General features: G+C 59.6%; 10 protein-coding genes and 1 pseudogene. 10 read left to right on the top strand and 1 reads right to left on the bottom strand.

Annotated features, from left to right (window positions below):
* Window positions 1-53: 53 nt before the first annotated feature.
* Window positions 54-947 carry a LysR family transcriptional regulator gene (locus HT737_RS11695; RefSeq protein ID WP_182402616.1) on the bottom strand — a complete coding sequence of 298 codons (894 nt, stop codon included), beginning with the start codon at window positions 945-947 and terminating at the stop codon, window positions 54-56.
* A 99-nt stretch (window positions 948-1,046) separates the two neighbouring features.
* On the opposite strand from HT737_RS11695, the gene HT737_RS11690 reads away from it, so the two are divergent.
* From HT737_RS11690 to HT737_RS11645, 10 genes and pseudogenes are all read left to right on the top strand, one after another.
* The gene (locus tag HT737_RS11690; RefSeq protein WP_182402614.1) at window positions 1,047-2,138 is read left to right on the top strand and encodes a polyamine ABC transporter substrate-binding protein; all 1,092 of its coding nucleotides are present in this window, start codon (window positions 1,047-1,049) and stop codon (window positions 2,136-2,138) included.
* Window positions 2,139-2,154: 16 nt separating this feature from the next.
* Window positions 2,155-3,114, top strand: coding sequence for an agmatinase (gene speB, locus HT737_RS11685; RefSeq protein ID WP_182402612.1), 960 nt, complete (start codon window positions 2,155-2,157; stop codon window positions 3,112-3,114).
* 375 nt (window positions 3,115-3,489) lie between these two features.
* A complete protein-coding gene (locus tag HT737_RS11680) occupies window positions 3,490-6,624 on the top strand; it encodes an Ig-like domain-containing protein (protein ID WP_182402610.1) in 3,135 nt (1,044 codons plus the stop codon).
* Between the two features lie 401 nt (window positions 6,625-7,025).
* The gene (gene flhA, locus HT737_RS11675) at window positions 7,026-9,155 is read left to right on the top strand and encodes a flagellar biosynthesis protein FlhA (RefSeq protein ID WP_041072957.1); all 2,130 of its coding nucleotides are present in this window, start codon (window positions 7,026-7,028) and stop codon (window positions 9,153-9,155) included.
* Between the two features lie 11 nt (window positions 9,156-9,166).
* On the top strand, window positions 9,167-10,507 hold the full coding sequence (flhF, locus tag HT737_RS11670) for a flagellar biosynthesis protein FlhF (RefSeq protein WP_131669995.1): 1,341 nt from the start codon (window positions 9,167-9,169) through the stop codon (window positions 10,505-10,507).
* Window positions 10,508-10,620: 113 nt separating this feature from the next.
* Complete coding sequence (fleN, locus tag HT737_RS11665) at window positions 10,621-11,451, top strand: flagellar synthesis regulator FleN (protein WP_003222917.1); 831 nt, start codon at window positions 10,621-10,623, stop codon at window positions 11,449-11,451.
* The gene (fliA, locus tag HT737_RS11660) at window positions 11,448-12,188 is read left to right on the top strand and encodes an RNA polymerase sigma factor FliA (protein ID WP_007920004.1); all 741 of its coding nucleotides are present in this window, start codon (window positions 11,448-11,450) and stop codon (window positions 12,186-12,188) included. Before fleN ends, fliA begins: the two co-directional genes overlap by 4 nt.
* Before the next feature lie 167 nt (window positions 12,189-12,355).
* Window positions 12,356-12,729, top strand: a pseudogene (locus HT737_RS11655) (chemotaxis response regulator CheY).
* Between the two features lie 18 nt (window positions 12,730-12,747).
* Window positions 12,748-13,536, top strand: a complete 789-nt coding sequence (locus HT737_RS11650; RefSeq protein WP_027613919.1) for a protein phosphatase CheZ — start codon at window positions 12,748-12,750, stop codon at window positions 13,534-13,536.
* Window positions 13,537-13,590: 54 nt separating this feature from the next.
* Window positions 13,591-14,615 (top strand): Hpt domain-containing protein (locus tag HT737_RS11645; protein WP_182402608.1); only part of this gene is annotated, 1,025 nt, incomplete at its 3' end.

Genomic DNA, 14,615 nt, shown 5'->3' with positions numbered 1-14,615 from the left:
TCCTACAGGAATGCAAAATGTAGGAGCTGCCGAAGGCTGCGATCTTTTGATCTTTAAACAAAGGCTGCGAGCAAATCCTCCTCAAACGCCTTTTGCGCATCCCCCGGCACCTGCGCCCGGTGCCGGGCCAGATGAAACGCTACGTCGAAACTGAGTTCACCAGGCCGCAGCGCGCGCAGCAGTCCCTTGTCCTCCCAGACCCGCGCGTAGTGATCGGGCAAATAATCGATGTGCTTGCCGGAAAGAATGAACGCGAGGGTACCTTCGACCTGCTCCGAACGCGCGGAACAGCGCTGGTCCGCAATCGGCTCGCCACGGCGCATGAACCGATACGGATGATCGACCCGGTCGCACGCCTGCAACGCCGCGTCATCCGGCGCATCGACGCTGAACAGCGGATGTCCCTGTGCGCAGTACAGATGCTGGGTTTCCCGGAACAGTTCGCGGTAATCGAAAGCGTTCTGCACCTGTGAGAAATAACCGATGGCCAGGTCCAGCCGCTGTTGCAGCAGCAGGCGCTCCATCTCCCCGGGCATCGCGCTGATCAACTCGATGCGCACCGACTCATCGCGCTCACGAAAGCGCCGGATCGCATCCGCCACCCGCAGCAGCACCGACTGATCGACTGCTTCGGAAAGGCCCAGCCGCACCTCACCGATCAACCGTCCGGCGACGCCGTTGGATTGATGGCGGAAGGTCTCGATGGACGCAAACAGCGTGCGAATTGCGATCAGCAATTGCTCGCCCTTGGGCGTCACGCTGAAACCACCCTTGCCCCGGCTGCATAGGCGATAACCGAGGCGGGTTTCCAGCTTGGCCATTTGCTGACTGATGCTCGACTGGCTGAGGCCCAGCTCACCTTGCGCCGCGCTGAAGCCGCCACATTCCACGACCCGCACAAACAGGCGCAGCAACTGCAGGTCGACGTCGTGAAGCTGACCGAGCATCACATTACTCCTGGATAAAGTCAGGTTAACAAACTTGATATTTCTGCAATGTATCCGACGGCGCATCCTGCCACCACTTCCTCCGGTCAGGTGTTCGTCATGGCTCCCGTATTCAAACTGTGTTTTCCCGCGCTGTTGTTGTCCGTGGTCATCCCGGCACAGGCCGAGGATCAAACCCTCAATCTCTACAGTTGGGCCGATTACGTGCCGGCGCAGACGCTGCAGCGTTTCGAGCAGGAGACCGGCATTCATGTGCGCTACGACACCTTTGATACCTCCGAGGTGTTGGAAACCAAACTGCTGACCGGTGGCAGCGGTTATGACGTGGTGATGCCGTCGTCCAGCGTGCTGGCCCGTGGCCTGGCGGCGGGCGCGCTGAAGGAAATTCCCCATGAGGGCCTCAAGGGCTACGCCAACCTCGATCCCGATCTGCTGGAAAAACTCGCCGCCGTTGATCCCGGCAATCGCTACGCCGTGCCTTATACCTGGGGCACGTTGGGGCTGGGGCTGAATGTCGAGGCGGTGAAAAAGCGTTTGCCGGATGTGCCACTCAACAGCCTCGACCTGCTGTTCAAACCCGAGTACGCCAGCAAGCTCAAGGACTGCGGGATTGCCGTGCTCGACTCGCCGCAGGAAGTCATTGGCCTGGCGTTGCACTACTTGGGTAAAGATCCCTACAGCACCGACAAGAATGATCTGGCCGCTGCCGAAGCCTTGTTGCAGAAACTCCAGCCTTCGGTGCTGTATGTCGCCACCGGCCGGCAGATCAACGACCTGGCCAATGGCAGCGTATGCCTGGCACTGACCTACAACGGCGACGTGAGCATGGCTGCCGATCAAGCACACAAGGCCAGCAAACCGTACGAGGTCGCTTACCGGATTCCGCGCGAAGGTACGTTGATCTGGCAGGACAACCTGGCCATTCCCAAGGATGCGCCGAACCCGCAGGCGGCGCGGGCGTTCATCGAATTCATGCTGCGCCCCGAATCGGTCGCCGAGCTGACCAACGCGCTGTTTTTTGCCACCGCCAATCAGGCTGCAACGCCGCTGGTGGACGAGGCGGTGCGCAATGATCCGGACATCTATCCACCCGCCGAAGTGCGCGATCGGTTGTACGCCGACCGCAGCATGAGCCTCAAGGACATGCGTCAGCGCACGCGTCTGTGGACCACTTTCCGTAGCCATCAATAATCAAAGGAGCACACCGATGGACGTGCCGATGCTCAACGACCAGGCCATGACCCGTGACAGCCTGTACGGGACTGCCGCCGAAAGCACTTACGCCGGGATCACCAGTTTCATGCGTCGCCGCTACAGCCGTGATTTGCGCGGCGTCGACGTGGCGGTCAGCGGGGTTCCGTTCGACACCGCTACCAGCAACCGCCCGGGCGCGCGTTTCGGGCCTCGGGGGATTCGCGCCGCGTCCACCGGGATCGCCTGGGAACGGCACTGGCCGTGGGCGTTCGATCCGTTCGATCATCTGGCGGTGATCGACTACGGCGATTGCGACTTCGATTACGGCTCGCCGCACACCATTCCGGAAAGCATCGAAGCTCACGCCGAACGCATTCTTGATGCCGGCAGCGCCATGCTGACGTTTGGCGGCGACCACTTCATCACCTATCCGCTGCTCAAGGCCCATGCCCGCAAACACGGCGCGCTGGCGCTGATCCACTTCGATGCGCACAGCGACACCTGGCCGGACGAGGGTGGCAAACGCGTCGATCACGGCACCATGTTCTGGCATGCGGCCAAGGAGGGCCTGGTCGATCCGGCGCGCTCGGTGCAGATCGGTTTACGCACCACCAATGACGATCATCAAGGCTTTGCCGTGCTTGATGCACGTCAGGTACATCGGCGTGGCTGCGAGGCGATTGTCGAGGCAATTCGCGCACGGGTTGGCGATCACCCGGTGTACCTGACGTTCGATATCGACTGCCTCGATCCGGCCTTCGCTCCAGGTACCGGCACTCCAGTGTGTGGCGGGTTGAGCACGCTGCAGGCGCTGGAGATCCTCGGCGGCTTGCGCGGAATCAATCTGGTGGGCATGGACGTGGTAGAAGTGGCACCGGCCTATGATCATGCGGACGTGACGTCACTGGCAGCGGCTACCCTGGCCATGGAAATGCTCTGCCTCTACGCCGCCCGACATAAAGTCGACCTCTGACACCCCACAACCCCTGTGTAGGAGCTGCCGAAGGCTGCGATCTTTTTGATCTGGCTTTTGAAAAGCGAAAGACCGTCCGGTCGCGGTCCGAGCCTTCGGCAGTTCTTACAGAGGTCAGAGAAGCGTTCTACTGCGGCAACTGCAGATTATCCAGCGCCCGATTCACCGCCAGCTCCCCAAGCATAATCAATTGCGCGATCCCCGGTTGCGTCCTGCGCTGCGACGCCGGTATGAGGTGGGCGCGGTGTCAGTGCCGTTTGTCTGAAATCTGCACGTACCTGTTAGTTCTGACAGTGGTCGAACGTTGTCGTGAAGTTTTCAATGGCCTCTCCAGATCCTTGGCAAGCCGCCACAGATTTTTTCAGGAGCAGGGCAATGATTGGTTTGATGGTGATGCCGATTTCGGATGAAATTGACGATACACAACATGACATTGTCCCTTTTGACTCCAGCGGAGGTCTGGGGCTCTTTTCGCTGTTCCCGCCCAATATCCCCGGGCAGTTCACAGGTATCGATTTTCCCCCGGCGCAAGTGGGGGTCAACCGCCCCTTGCTTTATACGAGTGCCAAGGGACTTCGGGTACTGGTTCAGGCTTATCTGAATATGGCGCAAGAGGACACCATTCGACTGTACGTCGATAAGAATCTGGTTGCCACGTCGGTGTTGCCTGCTGACCACGGTAATCTCGACGTGGTGATGCACATCGCTGCGAATCAGGTTCCGGCCGGCGTGCATACCTTGCGCTACGAGATTCTGCGCAAAAGCGGTCAGCCCCCCGAGGGGGCGCAGATCGAGGTCTGGTTCAAGATCGATCCGCCGGGCGGCAACGATCCCGAGCCGGACTTGCCCGGCCATCAACGACTCAAACCGGCTCGACTTCAGTTGAAGCCCGGGCAGGTCATTGACGAGGAAGTGGCTGCCGAGGGGGTCACGGCGATCATTCCTCCCTGGCCCTTCATGACCAAAGGGGACAAGTTGAAACTCCGTTTCCACGGTATTGCTGTCACGCCCTACACGGTGCTGGAGGGCGAGGTCGGAAAAGAGATCAGTGTTTTCATTTCGCCAGAGAATATCCGGGTTGCGGGCCCCGCGAATCCGGCGGTGGTGGTCTATCAGATCGAAGATCAGGTCGAGAACGTCAGCGACTTTTCGGAGCGTACGACCGTCGTCAGCGATCCAGACAACAACTGGCTCGATCCGGTATTCGTTCCTCTCGCCTATGAAGATCTGGTCAGTCTTGATGAGGTTGGATTCGACGACCTGGAGGTTCAGATCATTACGCGCCCCGGCTTTGCGCTGAAAGAGAAACTACTGCTTCGATGGGCGGCTACAACGCAAAGCGGTGAAGTGGTCGAGCACAGTGAAGAGCAATCGATTAGTCGTCTCGGCATTCAGTCTTTTAAAGTTCCCAATTCCGTTGTGCTTGCCAGCGCTTCCGGCCAGGTGCAAGTGGATTACCTGCGGACCAAAGCTGACGGTGAGCAAAATCGTTCAGAGATCTATGTCTTTACGTTGCAAGGAAAGACCTTGCGACTGCCTGCGCCGCTGATAACGGATCTGGTGGGCGGCACTCTGGATCCTGCGCTAAGCCGGACTGTGGTGTTGTGCGGTCCCGATGACCGGATAAAAAAGGGCTTCAGAGTCACATTGACGTGGCTGGGAACCAGTGCTTCCGGGCGTCCGCACCTGTATCAGACGTATCGCGACGTCAGTGATCGATTGGTCGGCCAGGCTATTGCCTTTAACGTAACCGGCAAGGACATCGCCCCATTGAATCGAGGGTCGGTCGTTGTCTCTTTTGAAGTCAGTCACGCCACGTTGAATCCTGCGCTGGTTTCCGAAGCGACGAATGCGCGCATCGGTGAACTCAAACCCGTCTTGCCAGCGCCGCAGGTTGGGGGGGGCCGTGGACGGTGTGCTCAATCCTGCGCAGGTGCCGTACGGCACGGATATTCAAGTTGCGGCGGCTGCCTATACCCGCTTGGGCGATGTGGTGCACGTGGAAGGTCGTGGGGGATGCGGGCGGGGTGGTTTTTTCGGGACAAGTTGCCGATTGATCAAACCCAGGCAGGCAAGGACCTTGAGTTCTGGCTGGACGGCGAGGCTATCGAATTCTATCGGGAGCAGTTCTTCAATCTGCTTTGGTGGATCGAGCGGCCAGACGAACTGCCGCAATCATCCGCGTTGCTCGAGTTGTATATCGGCGACCCGGCGCAGTCGTTGCAGCCACCAACTGTTCGGCGCGCGCCTGATGGCGTACTTGACCCGCTGGAAAATAATGGTGGTGCCCGCGCGCGTGTCCATGTGGCCAGCCCGCGCCCGGGTGATCAAGTGCGCTTGCTGGTCAAAGGAGCGCCGGGAGATGGCTCACCGACGTTTGCTCCTCAGCAGTTGAATACTGACAACGTTGCATTCTTTGTGCTGCGGCCTTCATTCATTGCGGAAAATCTGGGAAAACGGGTTGAAGTTCTTTACGAGCTGCTCAGAAATGGCAAGACGGTCCAGTCCAGGCCGTTGAATTTGACGGTCAAGACAATCAGTGACGGTGATCCCGTCCTGACTCGGCCGCATATCGTCGAAGCCGGTGCTGTACCGCTGATCGATCTGAGAATCATCCAGACTGACCTCACATGCGTGGTCAAGCCGCCGCTGCCGATTGCCGAGGTCGGGCAGCGCGTCTGGATCATGGTCAGCGGCGAGGGCGTTGAGCCGTTGGTATTGCGCCCCGGTACCGCGTTGACTGCCGAAGAAGTGACTCAAGGCATCAGCGTCACGGCGGCGCGAAGCTGGTTCTTTGAACTGAAGGATCTCTCTGGCTGTGAGGTGACCTGCAAAATAGCGCTGGGCAGCTCTGATGGTGAGGGCACGGCACTGGTGCTTCCGGTGGCGCGGTATACCGTCAAAGTCACACAGAAATTGGCGATTGATACTCAGCCGATGCTTTTGAATGGCTGGAAACTGTTGGGCGGCGCAGCGTATGGATTACGCGAGCTGGAGGTCGTCAACAACGTGCAAGTGCGCGTGCCAACGGGTGGACGGCCGCCTTACACCTATCGTTCAGCCAATGCCGGCATAGCATCGGTCGATGCCAACGGCAAAGTGTCGGGGCTGAGTAATCAATCAACCACCATCACGGTGACGGATGCCGATGGAAACCAGGTGGCCTATCCGGTGCGGGTGATGAATGTCCACCGGCTGATATTGAACGATACCTTCATGACCGCAGCCCAGGCCGGCGCCTGGTTCATGCAATTCGGTGCCGTCAACATGGACAACAGTGGACAACCCATGGGATGGGGGATTTTGCAAACCAACTTTGTTGACGTGACGCCTATTTATGGTGGGCGGGGCTTGTATTACGGGCGATTTGTGTCGGTCAATCTTTCATACCCGCACTTGTATGCGATCGAACATTCGTTGCTCGAGAGCGACGGGAGAATGGGCAGTCGCAACGTGCTTTTATCCGATGGGGCGACTCGCTCTCGGGTAATGGGGTATTTCCCGACGTAGTCAGTCAGGCATGTGTCATTTTCATGAGCCTGAGGAAATCGTGACATTTGGCTGTCCTGAGCAAGAGTATGTCGAGGAAGGAGGTAGGCCGTCCGTAAGGGGACGGGCTATCTGGTGGGCCGCGACTTGCTTCTTGGTGAAATTAAGCCAGAGCAAATTTTGATTGCCTGATAAATTCGTCAGTGCGCGGTTTTTCTGATTTTTGTTCACCTGCGCTAATGGTGATAGCCGTCCCGCGTCTGTTTTGCGGTCGGCTCCAGGGCGCCCGGCTTCAGGCAAGACAATTCCCCGAAACAAACTTCAATTTCAATCCCCGGCAAAAGTTGGAAGGCTTCTTGCAATAGCCGCCGTGCGCCTGCTTCGGGCGTCAAAAGTTTGCTTTAAAGGAACGGGGAAAACCGGTGGATCGCTCTCAGTTATTCAACACTGCTCGCTCGAATGTTGCCGACCTCAGTCGAGGCAATCTGGGCGTGCCGTTGTTGCTGCTGGTCATGCTGGCCATGATGATGCTGCCGGTGCCGCCGTTCCTGCTGGACGTGTTCTTCACCTTCAACATTGCCCTGTCGATTGTCGTCCTGCTGGTCTGCGTGTACGCGCTGCGGCCGCTGGATTTCGCGGTGTTCCCGACGATTCTGCTGGTGGCGACGCTGTTGCGGCTGGCGTTGAACGTGGCCTCGACGCGGGTGGTGATGCTCCACGGGCAGGACGGCCACGCCGCCGCCGGTAAGGTGATCCAGGCCTTCGGTGAAGTGGTGATCGGTGGTAACTACGTGGTCGGTATCGTGGTGTTCGCGATCCTGATGATCATCAACTTCGTCGTGGTGACCAAGGGTGCCGGGCGGATTTCCGAGGTGAGCGCGCGTTTCACCCTCGATGCGATGCCCGGCAAGCAAATGGCGATCGACGCCGACCTCAACGCCGGTTTGATCGATCAGAACCAGGCCAAGGCGCGCCGTCAGGAAGTCGCGCAAGAGGCGGAGTTCTACGGTTCGATGGACGGTGCCAGCAAGTTCGTGCGGGGTGACGCCATTGCCGGCTTGCTGATCCTGTTCATCAACCTCATCGGTGGCATGGCGGTCGGTATCTTCCAACACAACATGAACTTCGCTGACGCTGGCAAGGTGTACGCCTTGCTGACCATCGGTGACGGTTTGGTGGCGCAATTGCCATCACTGTTGTTATCGACAGCGGCAGCGATCATGGTGACCCGTGCTTCCGGTTCGGAAGACATGGGCAAGCAGATCAACCGGCAGATGTTCGCCTCGCCCAAAGCCCTGGCGGTGGCGGCAGGTCTGATGGCGGTCATGGGCCTGGTCCCGGGCATGCCGCATTTCTCGTTTCTGAGCATGGCCGCACTGGCCGCCGGTGGCGCGTACCTGTTCTGGAAAAAGCAGAACGTCGCCAAAGTGCAGGCGCTGCAGGAAGTTCAGCGTCAGCAGGAACTGCTGCCGTCGCCGGCCCGCGCCATGGAAACCAAGGAACTGGGCTGGGATGACGTGACGCCGATCGACATGATCGGCCTGGAAGTCGGCTATCGCCTGATCCCGCTGGTGGATCGCAATCAGGGCGGGCAGTTGCTGGCGCGGATCAAGGGCGTGCGCAAGAAGCTTTCGCAGGACCTGGGCTTCCTGATGCCGACCGTGCACATCCGTGACAACCTCGATCTGGCGCCGAGTGCCTATCGCCTGACCCTGATGGGGGTGATCCTGGCCGAAGCCGAGATCTATCCGGATCGCGAACTGGCGATCAACCCGGGGCAGGTCTACGGCACGCTCAACGGCATTACCGCCAAAGATCCGGCTTTCGGCCTGGAGGCGGTGTGGATCGAAGTCAGCCAGCGCGCGCAGGCGCAATCGCTCGGTTACACCGTGGTCGACGCCAGTACCGTGGTGGCGACGCACTTGAACCAGATTCTGTACAAACACTCCAGTGAGCTGATCGGCCACGAAGAAGTGCAGCAACTCATGCAATTGCTGGCCAAAAGCTCGCCGAAACTGGCTGAAGAGTTGGTACCAGGTGTGGTGTCGCTGTCGCAATTGCTCAAAGTGCTGCAGGCATTGCTGGCCGAACACGTGCCGGTACGCGACATCCGCAGCATTGCCGAAGCCATCGCCAACAACGCCGCCAAGAGTCAAGATACCGCCGCTTTGGTGGCCGCCGTACGCGTCGGCGTATCCCGCGCCATCGTCCAAAGCATTGTAGGCACTGACTCCGAGCTGCCTGTGATCACCTTGGAGCCAAGGTTGGAACAAATATTGCTCAATAGTCTGCAGAAGGCAGGACAAGGCTCGGAAGAGGGCGTTCTGCTGGAGCCAAGCATGGCCGAGAAGCTGCAGCGTTCGCTCATCGAAGCGGCGCAGCGCCAGGAAATGCAAGGTCAACCGGTGATCCTGTTGGTAGCAGGCCCGATCCGCGCGATGCTCTCGCGTTTCGGTCGCCTCGCCGTCCCGGGGCTGCACGTGCTGGCCTACCAGGAAATTCCGGACAACAAGCAAGTGACCATCGTTGCGACAGTAGGGCCCAACGGCTGAGGTAGTGGTTTATGCAAGTTAAGCGTTTTTTCGCCGCCGATATGCGTCAGGCCATGAAGCTGGTTCGTGATGAGCTGGGCGCTGATGCCGCCATCATTGGCAACCGCCGCATTGCCGGCGGTGTCGAGCTGACGGCGGCGCTGGATTACAAATTGTCGGCGCTGGCGCCGCGGGTTCCGAACATGGAACTCGAGGACGAACTGCGCAAGACCCAGTCGCGCATCGTCACCGCTCAGGCCGAACTGAGCCTGCGTGGCGAAGCCGATGGCAATAGCAATCGCCAGATCTTTGCCGGGCTGCCGTTGACGGCCGGCCTGCCACTGACCGCTGCCGAGCCGTTGAGCGAACCGACCTACGCCGCCCCGGCGCGTCCGGCTGCGGCACCTGCACCGGCATCGACGGGTGTCGATCCGCGTGCGCTGGATTCGATGCGTTTCGAATTGAACAGTCTGCGTGAGCTGATGGAAGTGCAGCTCGGCACCTTGGCCTGGAACCAGCTGCAAGGCAGCCGTCCGGCACAGGCCAATCTGTATCGCCGCCTGCAGCGCATCGGTCTGTCCGGGCCGTTGTCGCGCGATTTGCTGGCGATGATCACTGACATCGAAGAACCGCGTCAGGCCTGGCGCATGTTGCTCGCGCACCTGGCGCGGATGATTGCCGTACCGGAAGTCGAGCCGCTGGAAGAGGGTGGAGTGATTGCCATGGTCGGCCCGGCCGGCATGGGCAAGACCACCACCCTGGCCAAACTGGCTGCGCGCTATGTGCTCAAGTACGGCGCGCAGAATGTCGCGCTGGTCAGCATGGACAGCTTCCGCATCGGTGCGCAGGAACAACTCAAGACCCTGGGGCGGATTCTCAACGTGCCGGTGACCCACGTCGACCCGGGCCAGTCGCTGGTGCAGGCGCTGGATCCATTGCTGCGCAAGCGCGTGGTGCTGATCGATACCGCCGGCCTGCAGGCCAGCGATCCGGCGCTGCGCATGCAGCTGGAAAGTCTGGCCGGGCGTGGCATCCGTTCAAAAAATTATCTGGTGCTGGCAACCACCAGCCAGAAACAGGTTCTAACCGCCGCTTATCACAGTTACAAGCGTTGCGGGCTTGCCGGCTGCATCCTGACTAAACTGGATGAGACGGCCAGCCTTGGCGAAGTGTTGAGCCTGGCGATCAGTCATGAACTGCCGGTCGCGTACCTGACCGATGGCCCACGGATTCCGGATGATCTGCATCTGCCGCGCCGTCATCAGTTGGTCAGCCGCGCCGTCAGCGTGCAAATGCAGGAAGAACCCAGCGAAGAAGCCATGGCTGACATGTTCGCTGATATCTACCACAGCCCGACCAAGCAGGTTGGCTGAGGTAATGAACAGTTTTTGTACCTACATCGATGGTCTGCCATGCATTGTTCCGGTTGTGAACGCGCAGCCAGTAATGTGGCCTCCGTCTATGCAAGACAAGGTAAAGAAATAACATGGGCAGCATGCATCCCGTACAGGTGATCGCGGTGACCGGCGGCAAAGGTGGCGTCGGCAAGACTAACGTGTCAGTGAACTTGTCTCTGGCGCTGGCAGAGCTTGGCCGTCGGGTCATGCTGCTGGACGCCGACCTGGGGCTGGCGAATGTCGACGTTCTGCTGGGACTGACCCCCAAACGCACGCTGGCCGATGTCATCGAAGGTCGCTGCGAGCTGCGCGACGTGCTGTTGCAGGGTCCCGGCGGGATCCGCATCGTGCCGGCCGCTTCCGGCACCCAAAGCATGGTGCACCTGAGCCCGGCGCAACATGCCGGTCTGATTCAGGCGTTCAGCGACATCGGCGACAATCTCGATGTACTGGTGATCGACACCGCTGCGGGCATTGGTGACTCGGTAGTCAGTTTCGTGCGCGCGGCGCAGGAAGTGTTGCTGGTGGTCTGCGACGAGCCAACCTCGATCACCGACGCCTACGCGCTGATCAAACTGCTCAACCGCGACTACGGCATGAACCGCTTCCGCGTCCTCGCCAACATGGCGCAGAGCCCGCAGGAAGGGCGCAACCTGTTTGCCAAGTTGACCAAGGTCACGGATCGCTTTCTCGACGTCGCCTTACAATACGTCGGCGCGGTGCCGTACGACGAAAGCGTGCGCAAGGCCGTGCAGAAGCAGCGAGCGGTCTATGAAGCCTTTCCGCGTTCCAAGTGCGCGCTGGCGTTTAAGGCGATCGCGCAGAAGGTCGATACCTGGCCGCTGCCTGCCAACCCGCGTGGGCACCTTGAGTTTTTCGTCGAGCGCCTCGTGCAGCAAACGGCAGGGCCTGTGTTATGACCGCCAGCGGTATGAACTACTACAAGAAATCGGCACGTGACGCGCAGTACGAGTTGATCGAGCGTTACGCGCCACTGGTCAAGCGCATTGCCTATCACCTGCTGGCGCGCTTGCCGGCGAGTGTGCAGGTCGAAGACCTGATTCAGGCCGGGATGATCGGCCTGCTCGAAGTCTCGACCAAATATGACGCCAGCAAAGGCGCCAGTTTCGAAACGTACGCGGGCATCCGGATCCGCGGCGCGATGCTCGATGAAGTGCGCAAAGGGGATTGGGCACCACGCTCGGTTCACCGCAACACCCGTATGGTCAGCGACGCAATTCGCTCAATTGAAGCTAAAACCGGCCGAGATGCTAAAGATCACGAGGTTGCGGCCGAACTCCAATTGAGTCTCGATGATTACTACGGGATTTTGAATGACACGCTGGGCAGCCGGCTGTTCAGTTTCGACGACCTGCTGCAGGACGGTGAACACGAAGGGCTGCACGAGGATGGCGCCAGTGCTCATCTTGAGCCGTCACGCGATCTGGAAGATGAACGCTTCCAGGCTGCGCTGGCGGACGCGATTGCCAATTTGCCGGAGCGTGAGCGACTGGTGTTGGCGCTGTACTACGACGAAGAACTGAACCTCAAGGAAATCGGTGAAGTCCTTGGCGTCAGTGAATCGCGGGTCAGCCAGTTACACAGCCAGTGCGCGGCCCGTTTGCGGGGGCGTTTGGGGGAGTGGCGAGCGCGCTGAAGGCAGTGTGGGGACACTGCGAACGAGGCTGGTGCGGTGATGAACGGCACCGGTCTTGCTCTGTTGTGCTCCAGACAGTCATCGAGTGCTTTGCCGGATTGATTGAAATGGCGCGTCCAGGTGCTGGGCGCGTTTAAGACTGCTTGGAGGTCGAATTGGACAAGAACATGAAAATCCTCATCGTTGATGACTTCTCAACGATGCGGCGGATCATCAAGAACCTGCTGCGTGATCTGGGGTTCACCAACACCGTCGAGGCCGACGATGGCACCACTGCCATTCCGGTGCTCAACAGCGGAAGCATCGACTTTCTGGTAACGGACTGGAACATGCCGGGCATGACCGGTATCGACCTGCTGCGCCACGTGCGTGCCGATGAAAAACTCAAGCACCTGCCCGTGCTGATGGTGACTGCCGAAGCCAAGCGCGAGCAGATCATCGAAGCGGCCCAGGCCGGCGTCAACGGCTACGTGGTCAAACCTTTCACGGCTCAGGCGCTGAAAAGAAAAAAATCGAGAAGATTTTCGAACGCATCGGCTGATGAACGCGCGGGGGAGCTATGGAGCATAACGAATCTTCACAGGGCGATTTCGAATCGACCCTGAAAAAACACGCGGTCGAACTGGTCGAGAGCCTTGAAAAAGGCAGGTTCGGCGACGCTGTGCAACTGATCCATGAGCTCAATCAGACCCGTGACCGTGGCCTGTATCAGGAAGTGGGCAAGCTCACACGCGAACTGCACAGTGCGATCGTCAACTTCCAGATCGATCCGCACATGCCGCAGGCCGAGGAAGTGTCGCAAATCACCGACGCCACCGAACGCCTGGGCTATGTGGTCAAGCTGACCGAAGCCGCGGCCAACCGCACCATGGATCTGGTGGAAAGCGCGACCCCGGTGGTCAATGGCCTGGCTGAAGAAGCCCAGGCGCTGAGCACCGATTGGGGCCGCTTCATGCGTCGTGAAGTCGGGGCTGAAGAGTTCCGCGAACTGGCGCGCCGGGTCGACGGTTTTCTGTCACGCAGCAGCACGGACAACCGTGCGGTGTCGAGCAACCTGAACGACATCCTGCTGGCTCAGGATTACCAGGACCTCACCGGTCAGGTGATCAAGCGTGTGACCCAACTGGTCACCGAAGTCGAAAGCAATTTGCTCAAACTCGTCCTCATGGCCAGTCAGGTTGACCGCTTTGCGGGCATCGAACACGACCGTGCCGCGATGCTTGCAGAAAAAGATCCACAAAAACATCTCTCGCAGGGTGAAGGTCCGCAGATTCATGCCGATAAACGAGAAGACGTTGTGTCCGGTCAGGACGATGTGGACGATTTGTTATCCAGCCTCGGATTCTAGAGTTTTGGAATTTTAGGTTTTTTGGGTTTTTAGACCTGTAGGAGCACCCCATTAATGAGCTTCGGCGCCGATGAAGAGATCCTTCAGGATTTCCTGGTTGAGGCCGGCGAGATTCTTGAGCAACTGTCCGAGCAACTGGTCGAGCTGGAAAGCCGCCCGGATGACGCAGATCTGCTCAACGCAATTTTTCGCGGTTTCCACACTGTAAAAGGGGGCGCCGGCTTCCTTCAGCTCAACGAGCTGGTGGAGTGCTGTCACATCGCCGAAAACGTGTTCGACATCCTGCGCAAGGGTGAACGTCGCGTTGATGCAGAACTGATGGACGTGGTGCTTGAAGCACTGGACGCGGTGAACAGCATGTTCAGCGAAGTCCGTGAACGTGCACCGATCACGGCGGCCACTCCGGAACTGCTGGCCGCGCTGGCGCGTCTGGCCGAACCGCAATCGGCCGACGAAGCCCCGGCTTCGCCGGTGGCCGAGATGATCGAAGAGCTGGTCGTCGAAGGCGATTCGAACGATTCGGGCGACATCACCGATAACGAATTTGAACAGCTGCTGGATTCGCTGAACGCCGTCAAGGCCGAAGCCGAAGCCCCGGCCGCTGCTGCGCCTGCGCCGGCTGCCGATGCGGCCGCCAGCGATGAAATCACCGACGCCGAATTCGAGTCGTTGCTCGATCAACTGCACGGCAAAGGCCAGTTCGCGCCAGACGCCGTCGCACCGACTGCGGCTGCTCCAGCGGCACCGGCGGCGGGTGACAGCTCGGACATCACCGACGACGAATTTGAAGCACTGCTCGATCAGTTGCACGGCAAGGGCAACTTCGCCGTCGAAGCACTGGAGTCGGCTATTGCTTCGGCACCGGCGGCGCCTGCCGCACCGGCGGCCGCCGCTGCCGGCAGCGATCTGATCAGCGATCACGAGTTCGAATCGCTGCTCGACGAATTGCACGGCAAAGGCAAGTTCACCGACGTTGGCGCCGCTGCTGCGGGCACCGCGTCGACCGTGGCTGCGCCTGCCGCCAAGGCTGCCGCTCCAGCTGCTGCGCCGAAAGCGGCGCCCAAGCCTGAACCGAAAGC

This window comes from Pseudomonas sp. MD195_PC81_125 (genome assembly GCF_014060985.1).
Taxonomy (GTDB): Bacteria; Pseudomonadota; Gammaproteobacteria; order Pseudomonadales; family Pseudomonadaceae; genus Aquipseudomonas; species Aquipseudomonas parakoreensis.
The sequence above is the reverse complement of the archived record's forward strand: the minus strand, read 5'-3'. Positions and strand labels throughout refer to the sequence as shown.